Here is a 22,773-nt window from a genome sequence, read left to right on the forward strand (position 1 = left end):
AACTGGGTGGCACAACAGTGCGACTGGAACGTCAGAAATCGAAGCCGAGCTGACCCTCGATCTCCGGAACGCTTCCCTCCGCCCAGCTGCGGACCTTCTTGAGGTGCTGCCACTGGGGCAGCGCATCAAGATACGCCCACGACAACCGGTGGTACGGGGTGGGTCCCCGCTCCTCCAGTGCGGCCTTGTGCACAGGCGACGGATACCCGGCGTTGTCCGCGAATCCGAAGTCTGCATGGTCGATACCCAGTTCGGCCATCATTTTGTCGCGCTGAACCTTGGCGATCACCGAGGCCGCCGCGACGGCCACGCACGACCGGTCACCCTTGATGACCGTACGCACCTGCCACGGCCTACCGAGGTAGTCGTGCTTCCCGTCGAGGATGACCGCGTCCGGACGGACCGGTAGGGCCTCCAGCGCGCGGACGGCGGCCAGCCGCAGCGCGGCCGTCATCCCGAGGCTGTCGATCTCCTCCGGCGAGGCATGGCCCAAGGCGTAGGCCGTGACCCATGTCCGCAGCACCTCGGAGAGTTCCCTGCGGCGCTTGACGGTCAGCAGCTTGGAGTCGGTGAGACCCTGGGGAGGTCGGCGAAGACCGGTGACCGCGGCACAGACGGTGACGGGCCCGGCCCAGGCGCCGCGCCCCACTTCGTCGACACCGGCGATGACCTTCGCTCCGGTCGTGGCGCGGAGAGAGCGCTCGACAGTGTGTGTAGGCGGTTCGTACGGCATGGCGACCTCAGGGTACGCCGCGCCGATCCCCGAGCGACACCCCGGCTTCCACTTCGGACCGGCGGGCCGCCGGAGCGATGGATCAGGCCTCGCGCGACAGGAGCAGCGGGAGCATGAACTGGTCGATCATCCGCTCAAGATCCTGGTCATTCCATTCGCTTCCAGAAATCTTGTTGCGGTACATCATCATCGCCGGAATGGCGTCGAGAACGTAGTCGCTGGCCGCGTCCGCACGCACCTCGCCCCGCTCGATACCACGGCCGACGATGTCACCGATCAACCTGGTGGTCGGCCCCACGACACCGTCGAAGATCACGCCGTGGAACCGCTCGACCTGCGTCGGATCGCATTCGTGAATGACCGACCGCAGCGCGAACCCGGGCCGCGAGAACATCGCGTCCCGGGCCTGCCGGCAGAGGGCCAACAGGTCGGCGCGCACACTTCCGAGGTCGGGCGCCTCCTCCAGACGCGGCAGACCCGCCTGCAACGCGTCGGCGACCAGCTCCTCCTTCGAGGACCAGCGCCGGTAGACCGCGGCCTTCCCGGTCTGCGCACCGGCGGCGACGCCCTCCATGGTGAGGCCGTTCCAGCCGACCGTACTGAGCTGCTCCAAGGCGGCGTCCAGGATCGCGCGTTCGAGGACCGCGCCGCGCCGACGAGGGGACGCCGCCTGGGGAGGGGCGGCAGTCCAGCGCGAGGTATCCATCTGAGTTTCTCCAGCGAGCGAGGGGTGGCGGGGATTGCGGAGCGGAGATCGGGCACGGCACGCGACGACACAGGGGGGACGCGGCGCGCGACGCGCGTTAAGTGAACGCTTGCGTTCTCTACCGGGGACTCACTACCGTTGACGGGACAGTGAACGCGGGCGTTCACTAACACCTTCGTGGGGGATCCACAGTGACAACCTCTCAATTGATACCCGATCAGAAATCCGGAGCGGCCCGAAGGCAGGGGCGCCCCGGCATCGCGCTCGCCGTGATCGCCGCCTGCCAGCTGATGGTCGTACTCGACGCGACGATTGTGAACATCGCGCTCCCGCACATTCAAGACGCCCTCAAGTTCAGCACCACGGACCTCACCTGGGTGGTCAGCGCCTACACGCTCACCTTCGGCGGCCTGCTGCTGCTCGGTGCGCGGGCCGGTGACATCCTCGGCCGGCGCCGGGTGTTCATGACCGGCATCCTGCTCTTCACCTTCGCCTCGCTCCTCGGCGGTCTCGCCCAGGAACCCTGGCAGCTCCTGGCCGCACGCGCCCTGCAGGGCATGGGCGGCGCGATCGCGTCGCCGACCTCGCTGGCGCTGATCACCACCACCTTCCCGGAGGGGCCCGAGCGCAATCGCGCGTTCGGAGTGTTCGCCGCCGTCTCCGCGGGTGGCGGTGCCATCGGTCTGCTGGCCGGCGGCATGCTCACCGACTGGCTCGACTGGCGCTGGGTGTTCTTCGTGAACGTGCCGATCGGACTGCTGATCGTCGCCCTGACCCCGCAGTACATCAACGAGTCCCAGCGGCATCCCGGACGGTTCGACATCGTGGGCGCGATGACTTCCACACTGGGCATGGTCTCGCTGGTGTACGGCTTCATCCGGGCCGCGGAAGACGGCTGGCGCGACTCGCTGACTCTCGGGTCCTTCGCTGTCGCGGTGGTCCTGCTGCTGGCGTTCGTCTTCATCGAGGCCAGGGCGAAGGAACCCATCACCCCGCTGCGGATGTTCGCCGACCGCAACCGCTCCGGCACCTACGTGATCATGCTGAGCCTGGCCGCCGCGATGTTCGGCATGTTCTTCTACATCGTGCTGTTCGTGCAGAACGTGCTGGGCTACAGCCCGATCCGGGCCGGCCTCGCCTTCCTGCCCGTGACGGTGGCGATCGCCGTCGGCGCCGGCCTGTCGCAGCGGTTCCTGCCCAGGCTCGGCCCCAAGCCGTTCATGATGACCGGCTCCGCGCTCGTGGTCGTCGGCCTCACCTGGCAGACGTTCATCAAGCCCGACAGCTCGTATCTCGGCGGGATTCTCGGACCCATGCTCGTCTTCGGCTTCGGCATGGGCCTGAACTTCGTGACCGCGACCGTCACCGCGGTCTCCGGGGTGGCCCAGCACGAGGCCGGAGCCGCCTCCGGACTGCTCAACGCCATGCAGCAGGTGGGCGGTTCGCTGGGTCTGTCGATCCTGACCACGGTCTTCGGCTCGGCCAGCAAGGACGAGGCGAACAAGCAACTGCCGAAGTTCCTCGCCGGCGGCTCGCCGGAGCAGAAGGCGGAGTTCGCCAAGTCCCATCAGTTGCCGGCGCCCTGGGGGCACGAGGTGCTCGCGCACGGGATCTCGACCGCGTTCGTCCCGGCGGCCGTCATGGCCGGCCTCGGCCTGCTCACCGCCTGGCTGGTGATCAAGGTCCGGAAGAGCGACCTCGAAGCCCTCGCGGGCACGGCCGGCCCCGGCCTGGGCTGACGGCCCCGCCCGGTTCGCGCGAAGTCGTGGACGACCGGACCGCCACCAGAGCACAGACGGCGGAGGCGGCGGTCCGGCCGTCCGCCCCACGACGGACCACCTCCAGGCGACCCGGGCCACGAACATCATCAGCGAAGCCAACACGACACCCACCGCCGACACCTCCCCCGCGACCCGGCTCTCCCCTTCGCCCTCCGACCTCCGCACTCGGACGGAGCACGGAGGGGACACCGGAAAAACGGCCAGAGGTCACGCAGAGTTCCCGGCAAGCACGGAGAGTTCCGATTCCCAAGTGCGCCGGCACAATCGGCACTACGCCGACGCGCTTCTCCCGCCGACCTCGGCGCCCGTCGGCGCCCACTGCGGCAGCGCCTCCGTCCGCTCGGTCCACGCGGCCGGGGGCGCTCCCGCCGCACCGGCGGCGAGCACGCCGCCCACGATCGCGCACGTGGTGTCCACGTCGCCGCCCACGCCGGCGGTCGTCCAGAACGCCGTCTCGTAGTCGCCGAGAGCCCGTGCCGCCGACCAGAGGGCGAAGGGGACGGTGTCGTGGGCGCTGGTGCGCCGTCCGCAGCCGAGGACGGCCGCCACGGTGCCCGCGTCGTCGTAGTCGAGCATGTCGCGGGCGCGTCGCAGGCCCTGGCCGACGGCGCTCCTGGGAACGAGTGCCACGACCCCGTCGAGGAGCTCCTCGGGGCCGGGCGGGCCGTCGGGTGCCGCCGCCAGGGCCGCCGCCGCGGCGACCGCCATGGCACCGACCACGGCCTCGCGGTGCTGGTGCGTGGGGTAGGCCGAGATCTCGGCCTGATGGGTGGCCTGCTCCGGATCATCCGCGTACCAGGCACCCAAGGGCGCGATCCGCATCGCCGCGCCGTTGCCCCAGGAACCTCGCCCGTTGAAGAGCGCGGCGGCCAGTTCGCGCCAGTCGCCGCCTTCCCTGACGAGCCGGAGCAGGCGGTTGACGGCGGGACCGTAGCCCCGGTCGAAGTCGTGGTGCGCGGCAAAGGAGTGGGCCAGGGCGTCCTGGTCGACGCGGTGGTGGGCGGCGAGGACGGCGACGACGGAGCAGGCCATCTCGGTGTCGTCGGTCCACTGCCAGGTGCCGGGTGGCAGCTCGCGGCGCTGGAGCAGCGGGTAGTTCACGGGGACGAAGAACTGGGAGCCCAGCGCGTCGCCGGTCGCGAGCCCGCGCAGGCTGGCCAGGGCGCGCTCCAGGCGCCCGGCGTTCGGAAATTCGGAGGAAAAGGTCATCGCGGCCAGCCTAGCCGCTCATCCAGTTGACCTCCGGGTCCCGCCAGCGGCTGAACGGCCGGTCGAGCGTGTACCTGCCGTCCTCCCCGAGAACGAGCATGCGCATCTCGGCGTTCCCCGGGTTGGACAGCGATTCGAAGTCCGCGACCGTCCAGTGGAACCACCGCATGCAGAACAGCCGCATCGCCAGGCCGTGGGTCACCAGGAGCACGTTGGGCGGATGGTCCGGTGCCTCGAAGCTGCGGAACAGGCTCTCCAGGAAGCCGCCGACCCGGTCGTAGACGTCGGCCCCTGACTCACCCTGGGGGAAGCGGAAGAAGAAGTGGCCGTAGGCGTCCCGGTAGGTCTTCTGCAGCCGTACGTCGTCGCGGTCCTGCCAGTTTCCCCAGTCCTGCTCGCGCAGCCGGGGCTCCTCGCGCACGCGTATGAAATCCGGGTCGAGGTGGAAGGCGCGGAGCGTCTCGTGCGTGCGGCGGTACGGGGAGACGTACACGCTGACGGGTTCCTCGGCGAAGATCTCCCGGAGACGTTTTCCGGTCTCTTCGGCTTGCCGCCAGCCCCGCTCGGTCAGGGGCAGTGAGTGGTCGGGTTCCCGCTCGTACACGGAGTCGTCGACATTGCCGGTTGACTCGCCGTGCCGGACAAGGACGATGCGCCGTGGTCGTGCCATGCCAAAACCCTAGAGCGAGTGGCGGAAAATCGAGCACTCGGAAGGGCCCCATACGGCGTAGGTCACACATATCCGGGTTGGAGGTTCATACGATCCAGCTCGGTTCGAGCTCCACGATGTCGCCCGTCAGGGCCGTGATGTCGGTCTCCGTCTGGGCGCGCAGCGCCAGACGCTCCACTCGCTCGGTGCGGTACTTGCCGTGTTCGGCGGCGGCCCGCCACATCGAGAGGATCATGAACTCGTTCGCCGGGGCCTCCGCGAACATGCCTCGGATCATGCCGGGTGAGCCCGCCATCGCCGGGTTCCAGACCTTCTCCTGCATCAGCGTGAAGTGCTCGACGCGGTCCTCGCGCACCCGGCAGTGGGCGACCCTGACGAGGTCGGAGTCCGTGAAGCGCGGTTCAAAACCGGTCTTCACGTCGAACCGGTACTCGAACAGCCTGACCTGCTGGTCCTTGAACGTACCGGCCTGGGACGCGGCCAGACGGTCGTGCGAACGCGCCATGAAGGAGTCGTAGAAGGCACGGCTCTCCCAGAAGGCGAAGGTATGCGCCACTCCGGCCCGCCGCCGGCTCCAGCCACCGCCTTGTCCCCGAAATCCCGGCTCCCCCAGAAGCCCCGCCCATTTCCGCTGCCCCCGCTCGAAGCCGCGGCGGTCCACCACGGTGCAGCGAATCCACTTGACCAGCACCGCGCCATCGTACGGCCATGGGACGTGGCGCCGGTCACGCTCCGGCGGAGATCACCCGCGCACGCGCCCCCGCGCACGTGGCACGATGGACAAAGAGCCTTGGCAGCCCAGTAGTTGGGGTAGTTGATCTCCCGGGGGAAGGGGACACGTGATGAGCGGTTTCAGCAAGGCGATCGGCAAGGTCGAGGTCGCGCTCAAGTGGGATCCCAGCCCGTCCGGGCAGCCGCCCACGGATCTCGACATCATCGCCGGTACGTACACGGCGGACGATCCCTACGGGACCGCCGCGTACCTCGTGCACTTCGACAGCCGCTCGCCCGACGGGACGATCTTTCTCAACCGGGACAGCCAGGACGGCAAGGGCTTCGGCTGGGACGAGGTGATGACGCTCGAACTCGACCGGCTCGACGCCCGGTACGCCCGCGTGGTGGTCGGGGCCGTCATCCAGCAGCGTTCCGCGCACCGGACGTTCGTGAACGTCCTGAACCCGGAGGTACGCGTGCGGGAGGGCTACAACGTGCTGGCCGAGAACGACTTCGGCTCAGTCCTCGGGGCGACCGCGGCCGCCGTCGCGGAGTTCGTGCGCGACGGTTCCGGCGCCTGGAGCTTCCGGCCCGGCCTGCACGGTTTCGAGGACGACACCGAGGTCTTCACCCGTGCCATGGGCGGCCTCGGCCGGCCGTGACGGGAAGGGAACCGGAGCAGCGGTAAGGGGCGTCGGCCGTGGCCGACGCCCCTTACCTCATCTCATGTCAACGCGTCAGCTGCAGCCGCTGGTCGAGCCACAGCCCTCGCAGATGTAGCAGGAACCGGCCCGCTGCATCTTCGTACCGCAGGAGAAGCAGAGCGGAGCGTCCGCCTGGATGCCCAGCTGCATCTCCACCAGCTCGGCGCTGGTGTGGGCCTGCCTGGGGGCGGGCTCGGCAACCGCGGCCTCGACCTTCGGGGCCGCCACGGCCTTCAGCTCCTGGGCGCGCGGCGCCGACTGGGCCAGCCCCTCGACATCGACGTCGCCGTCCTCCAGGGACTGCTCGTACGAGCCGGTCTCCAGGTGCCGCTGGCGCTCCTCGGCGGAGTGGATGCCGAGGGCGGAGCGCGTCTCGAACGGCAGGAAGTCCAGCGCCAGGCGACGGAAGATGTAGTCGACGATCGACTGCGCCATCCGCACGTCCGGGTCGTCCGTCATGCCGGCCGGCTCGAAGCGCATGTTGGTGAACTTCGAGACGTACGTCTCCAGCGGCACGCCGTACTGGAGGCCTACGGAGACCGCGATGGAGAAGGCGTCCATCATGCCCGCGAGGGTCGAACCCTGCTTGGACATCTTCAGGAAGACCTCGCCCAGGCCGTCGTCCGGGTAGGAGTTGGCCGTCATGTAACCCTCGGCGCCGCCGACGGTGAAGGACGTGGTGATGCCGGGACGCCCCTTCGGCAGACGCTTGCGGACCGGGCGGTACTCGATGACCTTCTCGACCGTCTCGCGGATGGTCGCCTCGGCCTTCTCGGTGACCTCGGTCTTCTCCTTCTCCTTGGTCTTGGCGGAGAGGGGCTGGCCGACCTTGCAGTTGTCGCGGTAGATCGCGAGCGCCTTGACGCCGAGCTTCCAGGCCTCGAAGTAGATCTCCTCGACCTCCTCGACGGTCGCCGTCTCCGGCATGTTGACCGTCTTGGAGATGGCACCGGAGATCCACGGCTGGATCGCGGCCATCATGCGGACGTGGCCCATCGGGGAGATGGCGCGCTCGCCCATGGCGCAGTCGAAGACCTCGTAGTGCGCCGGCTTGAGGCCGGGGGCGTCGATCACGTTGCCGTTCTCGGCGATGTGAGCGACGATCGCCTCGATCTGCTCCTCCTGGTAGCCCAGGCGGCGCAGGGCCTGCGGAACGGTGCCGTTGACGATCTGCATCGAGCCGCCGCCGACCAGCTTCTTGAACTTCACGAGCGCCAGGTCGGGCTCGACACCGGTGGTGTCGCAGGACATCGCGAGACCGATGGTGCCGGTGGGAGCGAGAACGGACGCCTGGGAGTTACGGAAACCGTTCTTCTCGCCGAGGCGGACCACGTCCTGCCAGGCCTCAGTGGCGGCGGCCCACACCGGGGTGTCAAGGTCGTCCACGCGGACGGCCACGGCGTTGGCGTCGGCGTGCTGCTGCATGACCCGGTTGTGGGCGTCCGCGTTGCGGGCGTAGCCGTCGTACGGGCCGACGACCGCGGCGAGCTCGGAGGAGCGCTTGTACGCCGTGCCGGTCATCAGGGAGGTGATGGCACCGGCCAGCGCACGGCCGCCGTCGGAGTCGTAGGCGTGGCCGGTCGCCATCAGCAGGGCGCCGAGGTTGGCGTAGCCGATGCCGAGCTGGCGGAAGGCGCGGGTGTTCTCGCCGATCTTCTGGGTCGGGAAGTCCGCGAAGCAGATGGAGATGTCCATCGCGGTGATGACCAGCTCGACGACCTTCGCGAAGCGCTCGACGTCGAAGGACTGGGTGCCCTTGCCGTCGTCCTTCAGGAACTTCATCAGGTTCAGCGAGGCGAGGTTGCAGGACGTGTTGTCCAGGTGCATGTACTCGCTGCAGGGGTTCGAGCCGTTGATGCGGCCGGACTCCGGGCAGGTGTGCCAGTGGTTGATCGTGTCGTCGTACTGGATGCCCGGGTCGGCGCAGGCCCAGGCGGCCTCGGCCATCTTGCGGAACAGGCTCTTGGCCTGGACCTCCTCGATGACCTCGCCGGTCATGCGGGCACGCAGACCGAACTGTCCGCCCTGCTCGACCGCCTTCATGAACTCGTCGTTCACACGGACGGAGTTGTTGGCGTTCTGGTACTGGACGGACGTGATGTCGTCGCCGCCCAGGTCCATGTCGAAGCCCGCGTCGCGCAGGGCGCGGATCTTCTCCTCTTCCGTCACCTTGGTCTTGATGAAGTCCTCGATGTCGGGGTGGTCGACGTCCAGGATGACCATCTTGGCGGCGCGGCGGGTGGCGCCGCCCGACTTGATGGTGCCGGCGGAGGCGTCCGCGCCCCGCATGAAGGAGACCGGACCGGAGGCGTTGCCGCCGGAGGAGAGCAGTTCCTTGGAGGAACGGATCCGGGAGAGGTTCAGGCCGGCGCCGGAGCCGCCCTTGAAGATCATGCCCTCTTCCTTGTACCAGTCGAGGATCGACTCCATGGAGTCGTCGACGGCCAGGATGAAGCAGGCGGAGACCTGCTGGGGCTGCGGCGTGCCCACGTTGAACCACACGGGGCTGTTGAAGCTGAAGATCTGGTGCAGGAGGGCGTAGGCCAGCTCGTGCTCGAAGATCTCGGCGTCGGCGGGCGAGGCGAAGTACTTGTGGTCCTCGCCGGCCTTCCGGTACGTCCTCACGATGCGGTCGATCAGCTGCCTGAGGCCGGTCTCGCGCTGCGGGGTGCCGACGGCGCCCCGGAAGTACTTGCTGGTGACGATGTTGACCGCGTTCACCGACCAGAAGTCGGGGAACTCGACGCCACGCTGCTCGAAATTGACCGAGCCGTCGCGCCAGTTGGTCATGACGACGTCACGGCGCTCCCAGCTCACCTCGTCGTACGGATGCACGCCGGGAGTGGTGTGGATGCGCTCGATGCGCAGTCCCTTGGTGGCCTTGGTTCCCTTCGCGCGGGAACTCCGTGCCGGACCGCTCGCCGTCTCTGTCATGCCGCCTCCCTCTACGGGCGAAAACGCCCTGAAATGCCACGATGTTCCCGTGACACGCTGTTCTGTAGTCACGCCGCGGACACCCTCAGCTGCCATCCGCGACAAGTCCTGGATCGCCGTTCGACAACCGGATCCGAGCCCTCCGCCCGGTTCCGGTCCGCCCGTCAGCCGGTGATGTGGACGGGCTCGGGCGTACGGGTGCCTCCGCCCGGCCCGTGATCGCCTTTCTGGCTCCCCGCGCCCGCGTCTTCGTCGTCCGCGGCGGGGTCCTGTGCCGCCTTCCTGAGCTCCGCGATCGCGGCCTCGAAGTCGTCGAGCGAGTCGAAGGCCCGGTAGACGGAGGCGAACCGCAGGTAGGCGACGAGGTCGAGTTCCTGCAACGGGCCGAGTATGGCCAGGCCCACGTCGTGGGTGGTCAGCTCGGCGCTTCCGGTGGCCCGCACCGCCTCCTCGACCCGCTGGCCGAGCAGCGCGAGCGCGTCCTCGGTGACGGGCCGCCCCTGGCACGCCTTGCGCACGCCGTTGATGACCTTGGTACGGCTGAACGGCTCGGTGACTCCGGACCGCTTCACCACCATGAGCGAGCACGTCTCCACGGTCGTGAAACGACGGGAGCAGTCGGGACACTGGCGGCGCCTGCGGATCGACGTGCCGTCGTCGGTCGTACGGCTGTCGACCACACGGCTGTCGGGGTGCCTGCAGAAGGGGCAGTGCATGATCTCCAACCCTCCTCACAGCAGACTCGATGACCTCGCCAGGCCACTCGGGCCCCGCGAAGCAGCCCCAAGCATAGGCGATCTCAGAGCCGCCGGAGACCCGGGGGACCACAACTTGTGGGCCGCCTCCGGAATCCAACCACTAGATGTGGTGATTGGCTGATACATCGCCAGGTTGCGCGTGTCGCACACGTACCGCTACCGCGGATACGGAGATACCGTGGGCGCCGCACGGAGGTCACGTGCGACTCCGACGCAGATGGGGACAGCGGCCCCGGTGGGCGGCGGTCCTGATGGCAGACTGGGCACACCCACAAGGCCATCGGCCCGGCGGTGAAGAGTACAGCAATGGAACCTTTTGTCCGCTGGGTGCCGCATGAGCCATACACCCAAACATGTGGTCGCGTACGGTGAACCGCGTTTTTTCACTCGAACGTGTGTTTGGCGCAACCTTTCGAAAGCAACTACCGTTGTCCAGCAGGGAGACCATCGAGAGGGGCCGACGTGACCACGACCGCAGACAGTGCCACCATCACCGCCCAGGACCGCTCCCAGGGCCGACTCGACCCGGTGCATGCCGTGAACGAAGCCGTGAACCCCGAGGGACACAAGCGGTCCCTGCCGGGCCGACCTCCAGGCATCCGGGCCGACAGCTCGGGCCTGACCGACCGGCAGCGGCGGGTGATCGAGGTGATCCGGGATTCGGTGCAGCGCCGGGGCTACCCGCCGTCGATGCGCGAGATCGGCCAGGCCGTCGGGCTGTCCAGCACGTCCTCGGTGGCGCACCAGTTGATGGCTCTGGAGCGCAAGGGCTTCCTGCGCCGCGACCCGCACCGCCCGCGCGCGTACGAGGTGCGCGGCTCGGACCAGGCCGTGAGCGTGCAGCCCACGGACACCGCCGGCAAGCCCGCCGCGTCCTACGTCCCGCTGGTCGGCCGGATCGCCGCCGGTGGCCCGATCCTCGCCGAGGAGTCGGTCGAGGACGTCTTCCCTCTCCCCCGGCAGCTGGTCGGCGACGGCGAGCTGTTCGTGCTCAAGGTCGTCGGGGACTCCATGATCGAGGCCGCGATCTGCGACGGCGACTGGGTCACCGTCCGCCGCCAGCCGGTCGCCGAGAACGGCGACATCGTCGCGGCCATGCTGGACGGCGAGGCCACCGTCAAGCGCTTCAAGCGCGAGGACGGCCATGTCTGGCTCCTCCCCCACAACGCGGCCTACGAGCCGATCCCCGGCGACGACGCGACCATCCTGGGCAAGGTCGTCGCGGTACTGCGGCGCGTCTGACGCCGACGGCGGGCGGCCACTCCGCCCGCCCTCCGATCGGGCCCCGGGACCCCTGCGCCGGTTCCGGGGTCTTGCACTGTCCGGAACCGCCCGGACCACCTCGCCCCAGACCCCTGGCGCCCGTCTCTTCTCGATCGCGGGTTAGCCTGACCCGGCTCCGGGTCAGGCTAACCCGCGATCACTGCGCCTCCGCCTGCTGCGCCGCCGCGTCGATGGCGGCCAGCGACCGCCTGACCTGGTTACGGTCCGTCGTGTACCAGAAGTCGGGCAGTGACGACTTCAGATAGCCGCCGTACCGCGCCGTCGCCAGCCGCTGGTCGAGCACGGCCACCACGCCCCGGTCGCCGGACGCCCGGACCAGCCGGCCCGCGCCCTGGGCCATGAGCAGCGCGGCATGCGTGGCCGCGACCGCCATGAAGCCGTTGCCGCCGGCGTCCTCGACGGCCTTCTGCCGCGCGCTCATCAGCGGGTCGTCCGGGCGCGGGAACGGAATCTTGTCCATGACCACCAGCTGACAGCTGGGGCCCGGCACGTCGACGCCCTGCCACAGGGACAGCGTGCCGAAGAGACAGGTCCGCGGGTCGGCGGCGAAGTTCTTGATCAGTTCGCCGAGGGTCTCCTCACCCTGCAGCAGCACCGGGAACTCGGGGATCCGGACGCGCAGTTCCTCGGCGGCCTGCTGGGCGGCCCGCATCGAGGAGAAGAGACCGAGGGTGCGGCCGCCGGCCGCCTGGATCAGCTCGGTCAGTTCGTCGAGCATGTCGGCGCGGTCGCCGTCCCGCGCGGGACGCGACAGATGCTTGGCGACGTAGAGGATGCCCTGCTTCGGATAGTCGAACGGCGAACCGACGTCGACCCCCTTCCACTGCGGCAGGTCGTCGCCCTCGGCGCCCTCCGGGCCGAGCCCCAGGGAGGCACCCACGCCGTTGAAGTCGCCGCCGAGCTTGAGCGTCGCCGAGGTGAGGGTGACCGAGCGGTCCGCGAAGAGCTTCTCCCTGAGCAGGCCCGATACGGACATCGGGGCGACCCGCACGGAGGCGCCGAAGCGGTCGTGGCGTTCGTACCAGACGACGTCCCACTCGGAGCCGTTCACGATCCGCTCCGCCACGTCGTGCACGCCCTCCACCGAGGCCAGTGCCTGCTTGCGGACCGCGTCCTCGTCCTGGACCGACTTGTCGCGGGTGGTGCCGATGGCGGAGATCACCGTACGGGCGGCGTCCCTGAGAGCCGCCAGGGCATAGCCCAGATCCTCCGGGATCTCCTCAAGGCGGCCCGGCAGGGCCAGCTCCATCAGCCGCTCGAAGCCCTCGGCGGCGGTCTGGAGCTGGTCGGCGGCCTTCTCGTCGACCAGCTTGGCGGCACGCCGGACCGCCCGGTTGACCTGACCCGGGGTGAGCTCGCCGGTGGCGACGCCGGTGACACGGGAGACCAGTTCGTGTGCCTCGTCCACGATCAGCACCTCGTGCTGCGGGAGCACCGGGGCGCCCTCGATGGCGTCGATCGCCAGCAGCGCGTGGTTGGTGACGACGACATCCGCGAGCTTCGCGCGCTCGCGGGCCGTCTCGGCGAAGCACTCGGCGCCGTAGGCGCACTTGGACGCGCCCAGACACTCCCGCGAGGAGACCGACACCTGCGCCCAGGCTTTGTCGGAGACGCCCGGGGTGAGGCCGTCACGGTCACCGGTGTCGGTCTCGTCCGCCCAGTCCCGCAGCCGCAGCAGGTCCTGGCCGAGCTTGCTGGTCGGCGCCGCCGCCTCGAACTGGTCGAAGAGGCCCTCCTCCTCGTCCTGCGGTACGCCCTCGTGCAGCCGGTGCAGACACAGGTAGTTCGACCTGCCCTTGAGCATCGCGAACTCCGGGCGGCGGCGCAGCAGCGGGTGCAGGGAGTCGACGGTACGCGGCAGGTCCCGCTCCACGAGCTGTCTCTGCAGAGCGAGGGTCGCCGTGGCCACCACGACCCGCCCCCCGTGGGCCAGCGCGGGCACCAGATAGCCGAGGGACTTTCCGGTGCCGGTACCGGCCTGGACCAGCAGATGGGATCCGTCGTCGATCGCTTCGGCGACCGATTCGGCCATGGTCACCTGGCCGGGGCGCTCCGTACCGCCGACAGCTGTGACCGCGGCGTGCAGGAGTTCAGGGAGTGAGGGCTTCGTCATAGCGCGACCACCCTACGGCCCGGCACTGACAAACGGGCTATCACGGCGGGACGAGGGCCGGGACCGGGCGGGATGGCCGGGACCGGGCGGGTCGGGTCCGGGCGGGTCAGGTCCGGAGCACTGGAAAGCCGGGCCGGGCGCGGAGCAGGCGAGGGCGACACCCGTGTCCTTTCCTTATACGCGCGGCCCGCAAGCAGGGACTCTTCGTCATGCTGTGCGGCCGCAAGCCGAGGCTTCCGAATTTCTTCGTGGGCCGGGAACTTGATCGGCCGCCGCTTCGTACTACATGTGTACGCGCCATCACTCAGCGCTACATCAGATGACGTAGGGGCCGGTCCCGGATCATGAGGGCGGCCCGTTTGGCAGGCAGGTCGAGTTCGGCGGCGTAGCGGAAGCCCGCGCCGAGGAAGGCGGCCACGGAGGGGGTGTTGCGAAGATCGGGCTCCGCGACCACACGTGCGCAGGCGGGGCGGTGGTCGAGTACGAGATCGGCAGCGGCTCGAAGCAGGACGGACCCCAGCCCACGGCCCCTGTCGGCCGCTTCGCCGATGAGGACGTGGAGTCCGGTGTCGTGCGGGCGCGCGGGGTAGTGGCGGGCGAGCGGGTCGAGGTCGGCCCGGTAGATCTCCCAGTAGCTCATCGGGGTGCCGTCGAGGCTGCCCAGGCAGGGCACGCTGCGTCCGTCCCCGGCGAGCTGGGCACGCAGGTGGTCCTCCGTCCGTGCCGGTGAGCCGGCCAGTTGCCAGAAGGCGGCCACCGCGGGGTCGTTCATCCAGCGGCTGATGACCGGCAGGTCGCGTTCGAGGTCGAGCGGCACGAGGTGGAAGGTGCCGACGGGGGTCTCCGTGGGAGCCCAGCCGGCCGGCTGGTCGAGCAGGTCGAGGGTGTCGAGTGGGCCTAGCTGGTCGTGGACGGAGACCGGCCGGTCGTGACCGGGCTCGGCGGAGCGGTCGTCGTCGAGCGTGGCGGCCCGGTCGTGGGCGGCGGCTCGTTCCGGGGCTGCCGGTGCGGGGAGGTCTCCACTGCCGTGGTCGGGGGCGGGCCCCTTCTGGGAGAGGAGAGCGAGGAAATCGGCGGGAAGCCGGAGATCCAGGGTGTCCTCGCAGTCGCGGGTGTCCTCGGCGGGACCCGGGCGGCCGAAGTGCGCCGGATCGCCGGGGTGGACGGGGTGGACCGGTACGGGGCCTGCGTCGGCGCTCGCGTCGGTGGGAGGCATGGTGCGCTCCTTCAGGAGACGAGGTGGGGCATGTTCCTCGGTCGGGAGGTGAACGGAGGGCGATGGACAGAGATCCGTGGAGAGATGTCGGTCGACGGTGGCCGGTGAGGCAGTCGGCGACCGAAGGCTGGAGGGCCGGCGCCGAAGCCGGTGCCGACCGGGCGGCCGGGCGGTCGGACGGTCGGACGGTCGGACGGTCAGGAATGGAGGGGGTTGGCGATGGTCACGTAGACGGACTGGGTGTCGACCGGACCGACGAGTTCGTCGAGTCCGTGCAGCCGGGTCAGGAGGTTGGCCTTGCAGCGCAGGACGGGTGAGTCGAGCAGTCGGCCGGGCAGAGAGGTGCGCAGCCGGGCGGGTCCGGAGGCCACGTCGGCGAGGAATCGACGGAAGGCCGCGAGCAGCACACGCTCATCGGCGAGCCGTTGGGAGCCGAAGGCGCCGATCAGGCCGAGGACGTTGTTGACGGCGAGGTAGTAGGTGAGGCGTTCGTCGACGACCTCGTCGGGGACGAAGGTGTCGCTGTGCTCGCCGATACCGGGCAGCCGGGCGTCGAGTTCCGCCCGCCGGGACTCACGGAAGTAGTAGCCCTGGTTGTCCCGGTAGCGGCCACCGGCGGGCCAGCCGTCGGCGTCCAGCAGGAGCAGGGTGTTCTGCTGGTGTGCCTCCAGGGCGATTCCGGCCTCGCCGTCGAGCCAGAGCACCGGGCGGACGACCTGCTCCAGGTAGCGCAGGAACCACTCGGCGCTGACGGCGCCGACGGGGCGGCCGCAGCGTTCGCCGAGCCTGGCGACCACCCGGGCGAGCCGGGACCGGTACGGGCGTGGACCGCCTTTCGCGGCCGGGAGGTCGAGGGGGACGGGTGCGGCCAGTCCGGCGAGGCAGGACACGTCTTCGGCGGAGGTGAACGGGTTGTGCCGGATCATCACGTCGAGTCCGGGCACGGGCCGGCCGTCCTGGCCGTCCACGCCGAGCCAGGCGGGATCGCGCACGATGTCGAAGCCGGGGTGGGCGGCCTGCCAGCGCTCGGCGAGTCCGGTGCGCAGCAGCCGGTGCACCTCCACACCGCGGTGGAGTTCCTTGCGCAGGTTCTCCCGGCGGGAGTTGGTGATGCGCAGGCCGAGAGACAGCTTGAGCATCGCGCGGGCGCCGCTGCGGTGCACGGTCCGTACGGAGGAGGTGGGATGCCAGGGGGCGCCCAGGGGGCCCAGGTCGCGCAGGAGGCCGGCGTCGAGCAGGGCGGCGACCGTCCTGCGGTGGCGGATCTCGCGGGCCTGCCAGGGGTGCAGGGGCAGGGCGGCGGCACAGCCGTAGGGCAGGGGGAGAGCCGTGCCGGCCAGGCTTTCCATGAGGTGCGCGGCGGGGACGGGACGGCCGCGCTCGGTCCAGGCCGAGTCGGTGGCGAGGAGGGAGGAGGCGACGGCCATCCAGTGCAGGGGGAAGGAGCCGCGCAGCTCCGGTGAGTAGAGCCGGGCTTCGGCGTCGGTCAGGCCCTCGCGGCTCTTCGGGGTCGGGTGCAGCGGGTGACCGAGGAGGAGCGCCTGTTCGGCGGAGAGAAAGCGGTCGGGCCCGTCGGCCGGGTGGGCCCGCCTGTCCGCGATGAAGGTGGCCGTACGGCGCAGGGAGTCGGCTACGCGAGCCACCAGGTCACCGGCGGCGGGAGCTACCGGTGTACGGACGGCGCCGTCGGCGGGGCGGGACGGCGCGTCGGGGCGCGGGGAGTCTCCGCCGAGGCGGGATCGGTTGCCGCCGGCTTCGGCAACGGCGCTCGCGACCGGGCCACCGGAACCCTCGCCGGGGCTGGTGCCGCTGTGGACCGGGCTGGTGTCGCCGCGCTGTTCGGCGATGCCGCTCTCGTCGGGGCCGCTGCTGTCCTCGACCAGATCGGTTGCGCCGGGAGCCTGGCCCGCGCTGCCCTCGGCCAGGCCAGTACTGCCGTGCACCGGCACAGGCCCGCTATCGCGCTCGGCCTGAGCCGGTACGCTCTCGCGCTGGGCCGCTGTCGCCCTCGCCGCTCCGGTCGTCTCCCTGCCGAGGAGTGCGGCGAGGGTGAGGGCGTCGACGGGCGGGGCGGTGTCCGGGGCCCCTGCCAGGCGCGGTGGGCCGAAGCGGTGCCAGCCGGTCGGGGACCAGTGGCGGACCGGGGTGATCAGCGCGGTGCCGCTGGCGGGCAGCGGGATGTGGAGGGCGCCGGTGTCGGGGGCGGGGAGGTTCGTCTCGCGTGCCCAGCAGCGCAGCAGGTTCTCCACGGCGGCGGCCTGGGCGGCGACGTGCGGGTCCGGGTGTTCCAGGAGGTCCGTTGTGTCGTCCCGGTGCGGCTCGGGCGGGTCGGTGCGGCCGCGTTGCTGGGGAACCGCCTCGGCGAGCGGAACGGGGTGTCCCTGCGGACCGTGGTCGCCGTGGTCGTCGGGGGCGGGGGTGGCGTTCAAGGCGGTTCCTCGGGGCTTGGGCGGTGCGGTACCGGCCGGTGGTCGTCGCCCGTCGCCTGCGGCGATTCGGCCGGCCGGGGGGTGCGGATCGGGGGGTGGTTGTCCTGACGGAAGAGGAGTGGACGATGTGGAGTTCGAGGCGTGGCCCGGTCGGGCCGGGTGAGTCGATGACGGCCCGTGGGGTGAGCGACGGGGTGCGTCGGACTCGGCGTCGCCGTCGGCACCGAGGGGACGGTGCGCCTACGGCGATGGTCCGGCGGTGCCGGGACACCGGGAGGCAGGCCGCGTTCCCTGGAGGGCGTGGCTCGTGGGTGGTCCGGCGGGCCGATGCGCTCCGGGGCGTCCGCTCGGCTCGGCCGCCTTGGGCGCGGTGGCCGGGCGGCCTGTTACGGGTGGGTCGCCTAGCCGGACGGCTCGTCGCGCCCGTCCGGTCGGCGGGGTGGTCGCACGCCGTGGGCCACCGGGTCGCGGGCGACCGCCGCCACGGCGTCGGCGAGACGGTCCAGGACGGCCGCGGCCTGTTCGTCGGTGATGGTCAGCGGCGGCAGGAGCCGCACGACACCGGCGTGACGGCCGCCGAGTTCGACGATCAGTCCGCGCTCCAGACAGGCTCGCTGGACGGCGGAGGCCAGTTCGGGAGCGGCCGGGTGCGGCCGGGAACGGCTCCCGTCGTCCCACCCGCTCAGCGCGCCGCCGTCCCTTCCGCTCACGAGGGCGCCGACGCTGCTCCCGCCTCCGGTTTCGCGGACCGTGTCGACTCCCTCCACGGCGGCACCCCGTGGCTCCACCACCGTGTCCGGCACCGAGCCGCGGAACCCACCGTCGCCGTCCCACCGGCTCCCCGGGTGGTCCTTCGACTCGCCCGCGGGCCGCGCGTGTCCGTTTCGCGCGGCCGCCGTGCTCCGCTCGTCTTCCGGGTCCACGAACTCGACCCCGATCATCAGGCCCCGTCCCCGCACGTCGCCCACGCACGCGAACTCGTCCTGCAGAGCGCGCAATCGGGAGAGCATGCGGGAGCCGAGCAGGGCCGCGCGTTCGGAGAGGCCGTTCTCCCGGACGTGGGCGAGGGTGGCCGTGCCGGCCGCCATGGCGAGCTGGTTGCCGCGGAACGTTCCGGCATGGGCGCCGGGCTCCCAGACGTCGAGGTCGTCGCGGTAGACGACGACGGCGAGCGGCAGGCTGCCGCCGATGGCCTTGGACAGGACCATCACGTCGGGGACGACGCCGCTGTGCTCGACGGCCCAGAAGGCGCCGGTCCTGCCGACCCCGGTCTGGATCTCGTCCGCGATCAGGGGGATGCCGCGGTCGGCGGTCAGCTGCCGCATCCGGCGGAGCCACACGTCGGGCGCGGGAAGTACCCCGCCTTCGCCCTGGACGGGTTCGAGAATCATGCCGGCGGGCAGCGGGACGCCGGACTTGGGGTCGTCGAGGACGGACTCGGTCCAGCGGGCGGCGAGTTCGGCGCCGCCGGGGCCGCCGACTCCGAACGGGCAGCGGTAGTCCTGCGGGTAGGGCAGCCGGGCGACCCGCACGTCACCGGCCCCGCCGGAAGCGGCCAGCGCACCGCTGGTCATGCCGTGGTAGGCGCCGGTGAAGGCGAGCATCCCGGTGCGGCCGGTGGCGGCCCGGACCAGTTTGAAGGCGGCCTCGACGGCGTCCGTGCCGGCGGGCCCGCAGAACTGGACGCGGGCGCGGTCGGCGAGGCCGGGTGGCAGAGTGCGGAACAGTTCGGTGGTGAAGGCGTCCTTGACGGGGGTCGCCAGGTCGAGGATCGAGAGCGGGGCGCCGGAGTCGAGGACCTTGCGGATCGCCTCCAGCACGACGGGATGGTTGTGCCCGAGCGCGAGGGTGCCGGCACCGGAGAGGCAGTCCAGGTAGCGGCGGCCGTCGGCACCTTCGATGGTCAGGCCGCGGGCTCGCACCGGCACGATGGGGAGGGCGCGGGCGTAGGTCCGGGCCCGCGACTCGCGCGCCGACTGGCGTCTCAGGATCCCCTCGTGCGCCTCGCGCGCTCCCCCGGACGTCTCCCCGGTCACCGACTCCGTCACGGCCACGGCTCGCTGTCCTCCCCGCTGTCCAGAGGCGAGTTGATCGGCGGGCACCGGGCACAGGCAGCGGAACCCCCACCGCTACCAACCCCGGACCGGCCGGTGGGTTACGGGTTGCCCCAAGATCATTACCTGGGCCGTACCGAGGGACACCGGCAGCGGCGCCCACGCGCCTGCCTGACACTCCGGCGACGGCAGCACGCCCCACCCCCTTCCGGGGCCTCACAGCCGGCCCGTCCGGACCGTCACGGCAGACCGGAGGAGGCCGATACGGGCAGGGCCGCCAGACCGCCCCTCGGCCCCCGGCGAGACCGGTGGGCCGCGTGGAGCGTGGGGTGTCGCCGTCCCGGGGCCCGTAGCCAAACCGTTGCCCTCCCATGGGCGGGCCCGCACGGCGAGCGCCTAGTGTGACGCCGAAGTTCCTTACCAACAGGGGGAGTCACCAGCATGCGATCCATCCGGCCGTCGTTCACCCGTCGAGGGGGCGCGCCCCGGGCGCTGGCGGTCGTCGCCCTCGCCTCGGCGCTGGCGCTGACCGCCACCGCCTGCGACAGCTCCGGCGACGACAACGCGAGCGGCCCGGCGTCCGCGTCCGCCACGGCCGACACCGGCGACGGCAAGATCAAGATCCCGGACGACATCAAGAACAAGCTCAAAGAGCACGGGATAGACATAGACAAGTGGAAGAACGGCGCCTGGAAGAACTGGGACAGGGCCGACTGGCTGCGTGAGGCCAACGACTTCGTCAATCCCATCATCAAGGGCCTGTGGGACCCGAAGCGGATGCGGAACGCCGACGACCCGAACCAGGGCAACGGCGTCGACGAGAACGATCTCTCCGGTGACCAGGGCGTGACGGATCCGACGCCGGCCCCGGTCCAGGCGAAGGCCGTGCGGCCGTCGTACCACGCCAACGCGGCCACCGCCGGGAAGGTGTTCTTCGACTCCCCCGAGGGCACGATGGTCTGCTCGGCGACGGTCGTCGAGGATCCGGCGCACCCGGGCAAGTCCAACCTGGTGTGGACGGCCGGCCATTGCGTGCACGCGGGCAAGAAGGGCGGCTGGTACCGCAACGTCGCGTTCGTGCCGTCGTACAACGACCAGGGACTGACGGGTACGGCGCTCGCGCAGGCGGCGCGGTCCCGGATCGCGCCCTACGGGGTCTGGTGGGGTGACGGGGCGCAGACCTCGCAGCAGTGGATCGACCAGGGCGGGGAGACGGGCGGTAACGGCGCCTCGTACGACTACGCCGTGATCCATGTGACGCCCGAGCAGGGAAGTGGCGGCAAGTCCCTGGAAGAGACTGTCGGTTCGGCGCTGCCGGTGAACTTCGCCGGGCCTGCCGTGCCGAAGGTGCCGAGCATCACGGCCACCGGGTATCCGGCGGCGAAGCCGTACGACGGGTCGCTGATGTACCAGTGCGCGGACAAGCCGGGGCGGCTGTCGGTCGACGCGTCGGCGCCGACGATGTACCGGATCGGCTGCACGATGACCGGCGGGGCGTCGGGCGGCGGCTGGGTGGAGACGGGTGCCGACGGCAAGCCGGCGCTGGTGTCCAACACGTCGATCGGGCCGGTGAGTTCGGGCTGGCTGGCCGGACCGCGGTTCGGTGACGTGGCGAAGGACGTGTACGAGGGGCTCAGCAAGGAGTTCGCCGGGCAGTGAGCGGGGTGGTTGCCGCCGTCGCGCCCCGTGAGGGAAGTGCTTCGGCGGCCGGCCTGCCGTAGCGGCTGACCGTGAGGCTTTCCGCGCACCGGCAAAGCCGAAGGGCCGGCCCCCTGGGAGGGGGCCGGCCCTTTACGCGGTGCTCGTCAGGCGGTGCTCGTCATGCGGCCGGGGCCGGCACGTACGGCGTGAGTTCCGCCGCGAGTTCCTCGTGCACCCGGACCTTGAGCAGGGTGCCCTCGGCGGTGTGCTCCTCGGAGAGCACCTCGCCCTCGTTGTGGGCGCGGGCGACGAGCTTGCCGTGGGTGTAGGGGACGAGGGCCTCGATCTCGACCGACGGGCGGGGCAGCTCGTCGTCGATCAGGGCGAGGAGTTCCTGGATGCCCTGGCCGGTGCGGGCCGAGACGGCGATGGACCGCTTCTCGTTGCGCAGGAGCCGCTGGAGGACCAGCGGGTCCGCCGCGTCCGCCTTGTTGATCACCACGACCTCGGGTACGTCGGTGGCACCGACGTCCCTGATCACCTCGCGCACGGCGGCCAGCTGCTCCTCCGGTACCGGGTGGGAGCCGTCGACCACGTGCAGGATCAGGTCGGCGTCGCCGACCTCCTCCATGGTGGAGCGGAACGCCTCGACCAGGTGGTGGGGCAGGTGGCGCACGAAGCCGACGGTGTCCGCCAGCGTGTAGAGGCGGCCGCTCGGGGTCTCCGCGCGGCGGACGGTCGGGTCCAGGGTCGCGAACAGGGCGTTCTCGACCAGGACACCGGCGCCGGTGAGGCGGTTGAGCAGGGAGGACTTGCCGGCGTTGGTGTATCCGGCGATGGCGACGGACGGCACCTTGTGGCGCTTGCGTTCCTGGCGCTTGATGTCGCGGCCGGTCTTCATCTCCGCGATCTCCCGGCGCATCTTCGCCATCTTCTCGCGGATCCGACGCCGGTCCGTCTCGATCTTGGTCTCACCGGGACCACGGGTGGCGAGACCGCCGCCCGAGCCGCCGCCCATCTGCCGGGACAGCGACTGACCCCAGCCGCGCAGTCGCGGCAGCATGTACTGCATCTGCGCGAGCGCGACCTGCGCCTTGCCCTCTCGGGATTTGGCGTGCTGGGCGAAGATGTCCAGGATCAGGGCGGTCCGGTCGATGACCTTGACCTTGACGACGTCCTCCAGCTGGATCAGCTGGCCGGGGCTCAGCTCACCGTCGCAGATGACGGTGTCCGCGCCGCTCTCGACGACGATGTCGCGCAGCTCAAGGGCCTTGCCTGAGCCGATGTAGGTGGCCGCGTCGGGCTTGTCACGGCGCTGGATGACGCCGTCGAGCACCAGTGCGCCCGCCGTCTCGGCGAGGGCGGCCAGCTCCGCGAGGGAGTTGTCCGCGTCCTGCACGGTGCCGGAGGTCCACACCCCGACCAGCACGACCCGCTCCAGGCGGAGCTGGCGGTACTCGACCTCGGTGACGTCCTCGAGCTCGGTGGAGAGACCGGCGACGCGGCGCAGGGCCGCGCGCTCGGAGCGGTCGAACTGGTCGCCGTCCCGCTCTCCGTCGATCTCGTGGCTCCAGGCGACGTCCTCTTCCATCAGGGCATCGGCCCGAAGACCTTCGGGGTAGTCCTGCGCGAGGCGCCTGGTGTCCTGGGAAGGGGAAGAAGAGGAGGTCATTGGGTCCTTACGTCGATGGGGATGCCGAAATCGGCGTTCGCTCTCACTCAACGTACGAGTACCCCGGGAGATTCCCCGCGACCCGTACCGCGCCGACCCCATGATGGTCGCACGGTACGGGCCGCCCCGGCATCGTGTTATTCCGGGGGCCGTCC

General features: G+C 70.6%; 16 protein-coding genes. 4 read left to right on the forward strand and 12 right to left on the reverse strand.

Annotated elements, in window-relative coordinates:
• Positions 1-31: 31 nt before the first annotated feature.
• Both ACIRQ9_RS29955 and ACIRQ9_RS29960 read right to left on the reverse strand, forming a co-directional pair.
• A complete protein-coding gene (locus ACIRQ9_RS29955) occupies positions 32-733 on the reverse strand; it encodes a ribonuclease HII (RefSeq protein ID WP_404180211.1) in 702 nt (233 codons plus the stop codon).
• 82 nt (positions 734-815) lie between these two features.
• Complete coding sequence (locus ACIRQ9_RS29960) at positions 816-1,439, reverse strand: TetR/AcrR family transcriptional regulator (RefSeq protein ID WP_404180214.1); 624 nt, start codon at positions 1,437-1,439, stop codon at positions 816-818.
• A 191-nt stretch (positions 1,440-1,630) separates the two neighbouring features.
• Here ACIRQ9_RS29960 and ACIRQ9_RS29965 point away from each other — a divergent pair, with 191 nt between their 5' ends.
• Positions 1,631-3,178 (forward strand): MFS transporter, encoded by a 1,548-nt coding sequence (locus ACIRQ9_RS29965; RefSeq protein ID WP_404180217.1) that lies wholly within the window; start codon positions 1,631-1,633, stop codon positions 3,176-3,178.
• Positions 3,179-3,490: 312 nt separating this feature from the next.
• On the opposite strand, the gene ACIRQ9_RS29970 is transcribed toward ACIRQ9_RS29965, so the two are convergent.
• The 3 genes from ACIRQ9_RS29970 to ACIRQ9_RS29980 form a co-directional block, all read right to left on the reverse strand.
• Positions 3,491-4,429: an ADP-ribosylglycohydrolase family protein gene (locus tag ACIRQ9_RS29970; protein ID WP_404180220.1), complete on the reverse strand. Its 939-nt coding sequence runs from the start codon at positions 4,427-4,429 to the stop codon at positions 3,491-3,493.
• Positions 4,430-4,439: 10 nt separating this feature from the next.
• Entirely contained in the window at positions 4,440-5,099 is a 660-nt protein-coding gene (locus ACIRQ9_RS29975; RefSeq protein WP_404180223.1) for a histidine phosphatase family protein, read from the reverse strand.
• 85 nt (positions 5,100-5,184) lie between these two features.
• Positions 5,185-5,790, reverse strand: coding sequence for a YdbC family protein (locus ACIRQ9_RS29980; protein WP_404180226.1), 606 nt, complete (start codon positions 5,788-5,790; stop codon positions 5,185-5,187).
• A 151-nt stretch (positions 5,791-5,941) separates the two neighbouring features.
• Between ACIRQ9_RS29980 and ACIRQ9_RS29985 the strand changes: the two genes are divergently transcribed.
• On the forward strand, positions 5,942-6,475 hold the full coding sequence (locus ACIRQ9_RS29985; RefSeq protein ID WP_404180229.1) for a TerD family protein: 534 nt from the start codon (positions 5,942-5,944) through the stop codon (positions 6,473-6,475).
• Positions 6,476-6,550: 75 nt separating this feature from the next.
• On the opposite strand, the gene ACIRQ9_RS29990 is transcribed toward ACIRQ9_RS29985, so the two are convergent.
• Both ACIRQ9_RS29990 and nrdR read right to left on the reverse strand, forming a co-directional pair.
• Positions 6,551-9,451 carry a vitamin B12-dependent ribonucleotide reductase gene (locus tag ACIRQ9_RS29990; RefSeq protein WP_404180232.1) on the reverse strand — a complete coding sequence of 967 codons (2,901 nt, stop codon included), beginning with the start codon at positions 9,449-9,451 and terminating at the stop codon, positions 6,551-6,553.
• A 164-nt stretch (positions 9,452-9,615) separates the two neighbouring features.
• The gene (gene nrdR / locus ACIRQ9_RS29995) at positions 9,616-10,167 is read right to left on the reverse strand and encodes a transcriptional regulator NrdR (RefSeq protein ID WP_404180236.1); all 552 of its coding nucleotides are present in this window, start codon (positions 10,165-10,167) and stop codon (positions 9,616-9,618) included.
• Between the two features lie 504 nt (positions 10,168-10,671).
• Here nrdR and lexA point away from each other — a divergent pair.
• Positions 10,672-11,451 (forward strand): transcriptional repressor LexA, encoded by a 780-nt coding sequence (gene lexA / locus ACIRQ9_RS30000; protein ID WP_404180239.1) that lies wholly within the window; start codon positions 10,672-10,674, stop codon positions 11,449-11,451.
• 178 nt (positions 11,452-11,629) lie between these two features.
• Here the strand turns inward: lexA and ACIRQ9_RS30005 are convergent, their stop codons facing one another.
• From ACIRQ9_RS30005 to ACIRQ9_RS30020, 4 genes are all read right to left on the reverse strand, one after another.
• Positions 11,630-13,606, reverse strand: a complete 1,977-nt coding sequence (locus ACIRQ9_RS30005) for an ATP-dependent DNA helicase (protein ID WP_404180242.1) — start codon at positions 13,604-13,606, stop codon at positions 11,630-11,632.
• Between the two features lie 310 nt (positions 13,607-13,916).
• Positions 13,917-14,822: a GNAT family N-acetyltransferase gene (locus ACIRQ9_RS30010; protein WP_404180245.1), complete on the reverse strand. Its 906-nt coding sequence runs from the start codon at positions 14,820-14,822 to the stop codon at positions 13,917-13,919.
• Between the two features lie 197 nt (positions 14,823-15,019).
• Positions 15,020-17,251, reverse strand: a complete 2,232-nt coding sequence (locus ACIRQ9_RS30015; RefSeq protein ID WP_404180248.1) for an IucA/IucC family protein — start codon at positions 17,249-17,251, stop codon at positions 15,020-15,022.
• A 401-nt stretch (positions 17,252-17,652) separates the two neighbouring features.
• Entirely contained in the window at positions 17,653-19,305 is a 1,653-nt protein-coding gene (locus ACIRQ9_RS30020; RefSeq protein WP_404180251.1) for a diaminobutyrate--2-oxoglutarate transaminase family protein, read from the reverse strand.
• Between the two features lie 441 nt (positions 19,306-19,746).
• Here ACIRQ9_RS30020 and ACIRQ9_RS30025 point away from each other — a divergent pair, with 441 nt between their 5' ends.
• Positions 19,747-20,964, forward strand: a complete 1,218-nt coding sequence (locus ACIRQ9_RS30025) for a trypsin-like serine peptidase (RefSeq protein ID WP_404180254.1) — start codon at positions 19,747-19,749, stop codon at positions 20,962-20,964.
• Between the two features lie 160 nt (positions 20,965-21,124).
• On the opposite strand, the gene hflX is transcribed toward ACIRQ9_RS30025, so the two are convergent.
• On the reverse strand, positions 21,125-22,618 hold the full coding sequence (gene hflX / locus ACIRQ9_RS30030; protein WP_404180257.1) for a GTPase HflX: 1,494 nt from the start codon (positions 22,616-22,618) through the stop codon (positions 21,125-21,127).
• Positions 22,619-22,773: the final 155 nt, after the last annotated feature.

Source organism: Streptomyces sp. NPDC101237 (genome assembly GCF_044767465.1).
In the GTDB taxonomy this organism is placed as follows: domain Bacteria; phylum Actinomycetota; class Actinomycetes; order Streptomycetales; family Streptomycetaceae; genus Streptomyces; species Streptomyces gramineus.